The sequence below is a fragment of the Pseudonocardia halophobica genome (assembly GCF_027922425.1).
GTDB lineage: Bacteria > Actinomycetota > Actinomycetes > Mycobacteriales > Pseudonocardiaceae > Pseudonocardia > Pseudonocardia halophobica.
In genome coordinates this window covers 1-1948 of the sequence record NZ_BSFQ01000097.1, presented here as the reverse complement: position 1 = coordinate 1948, position 1948 = coordinate 1, and the positions used below count along the sequence as shown (strand labels likewise).

3 protein-coding genes are annotated in these 1948 nt (G+C 70.7%); 2 read left to right on the top strand and 1 reads right to left on the bottom strand.

The genetic code is table 11. From position 1 onward, the window contains the following. A partial coding sequence (locus PKE99_RS37360; RefSeq protein ID WP_271215004.1) for a hypothetical protein occupies nucleotides 1-309 on the bottom strand: 309 nt, incomplete at its 3' end. A gap of 163 nt (nucleotides 310-472) precedes the next feature. On the opposite strand from PKE99_RS37360, the gene glyA reads away from it, so the two are divergent. After that, nucleotides 473-1774: a serine hydroxymethyltransferase gene (gene glyA, locus PKE99_RS37355; RefSeq protein ID WP_037054734.1), complete on the top strand. Its 1302-nt coding sequence runs from the start codon at nucleotides 473-475 to the stop codon at nucleotides 1772-1774. Continuing rightward, the coding region (locus tag PKE99_RS37350; RefSeq protein ID WP_271215005.1) for an FAD-dependent oxidoreductase at nucleotides 1771-1948 on the top strand (178 nt) is incomplete at its 3' end. The genes glyA and PKE99_RS37350, both read left to right, overlap by 4 nt.

Below are 1948 nucleotides of genomic sequence, written 5' to 3'. Positions count from 1 at the left end.
GTCGAACCCGTCGACCTGGTTGAGCGTCAACAGGTTGCGCGCCGACTTCAGCGGCCCCATCTGCCGCAGCGCCCGGGCCATCGACACCCGCACCGCCTTCCACCCGGCGGCATGCGTGGCCGGGCGCCGCACCCGCAGGCGGGACTCCTCCGCATCGACACGAGCATCGACACCGGCGTCGACACCGGCGTCGACACCGGCGTCGACACCGGCGTCGACACCGGCGTCGACACCGGCGTCGACACGGGCGTCGACACGGGCGGCGTCGGCGGGCGGGGTGGTGCGGCCTGATGACTGGTCGACGGACAACGACGCTCTCCTCGGACGACGGGATCTGACTCGACGCCGGCGAGGTCGTCGGCATGAATTCACGCCCGGGTGTTGACCCTCACCGCTCTGCCGCCTACCTTGCCATGCAGTTGGTATATCAGTCCACAAGAATAGGTATGGCGATCTCGAGGGGGTCGGCTGGATGTCCGTGACGGTGGATCGACGAGAGGCCCTGAGCCCCGAGCGGGTGCTCGGCCGGTCTCTGCAGGAGACGGACCCGGAGGTCCACGCCGCGATCAGCGCCGAGCTCGGCCGTCAGCGCCACACGCTGGAGATGATCGCGAGCGAGAACTTCGCTCCGCTGGCGGTGATCGAGGCGCAGGGCTCGGTGCTGACCAACAAGTACGCCGAGGGGTACCCGGGCCGGCGGTACTACGGCGGCTGCGAGCACGTCGACGTCGTCGAGCAGCTGGCGATCGACCGGCTGAAGGCGTTGTTCGGGGCCGAGTTCGTCAACGTGCAGCCGCACTCGGGGGCGCAGGCCAACGCCGCGGTGATGGCGGCGCTGCTGCAGCCCGGCGACACCATCCTGGGGCTGGACCTCGCGCACGGCGGCCACCTCACCCACGGCATGAGGCTGAACTTCTCCGGCAAGCTCTACGACGTCGCGGCCTACCACGTCCGCGAGACCGACCACCGCGTCGACATGGCCGAGGTCGAGCGCCTGGCCGTCGAGCGCAAGCCGAAGCTGATCATCGCCGGCTGGTCGGCCTACCCACGGCAGCTGGACTTCGCCGAGTTCCGCCGCATCGCGGACTCGGTGGGCGCCTACCTGATGGTCGACATGGCCCACTTCGCCGGGCTGGTCGCCGCGGGGCTGCACCCGAGCCCGTTGCCGCACGCGCACGTGGTCACCTCGACCACGCACAAGACCCTCGGCGGCCCCCGGGGTGGGGTCATCCTCGCCGAGCAGGAGCTCGCGAAGAAGTTCAACTCCAGCGTGTTCCCCGGTCAGCAGGGCGGTCCGCTCGAGCACGTGATCGCGGCGAAGGCGGTGGCGTTCAAGCTGGCCGCCGAGCCGGAGTTCCGCGAGCGGCAGGAGCGCACGCTGGAGGGCGCGCAGATCCTGGCCGCGCGGCTGCTGGAGGAGAAGAACGTCGGCGTCGTGTCCGGTGGGACGGACGTGCACCTGGTGCTGGTGGACCTGCGCGACTCCACGCTCGACGGCAAGCAGGCCGAGGACCGTCTGCACCAGGTCGGCATCACGGTCAACCGCAACGCCGTGCCGTTCGACCCGCGGCCGCCCATGGTCAGCTCCGGGGTCCGGATCGGTACCCCGGCCCTGGCCGCCCGCGGCTTCGACGCCGACGACTTCACCGAGGTCGCCGACGTGATCGCCCTGGCGCTGCGCCCCGACGCGTCGGACGCCGAGCTCACCGCCCTGGCCGAGCGCGTCGCCGTGCTCGCCGCCCGTCACCCCCTCTACCCGGAGCTGCAGGCATGAGCACCACCATCCCGCCCGGCGCTCCCTTGCCCGACCATCCCGATTTCTTGTGGCGGACGCCGGAGCCGCGGAGGTCTTACGACGTGGTGATCGTGGGTGGGGGTGGGCACGGGCTGGCCACCGCGCACTATCTGGCGCGCAATCATGGGATCACGAATGTGGCGGTGTTGGAGA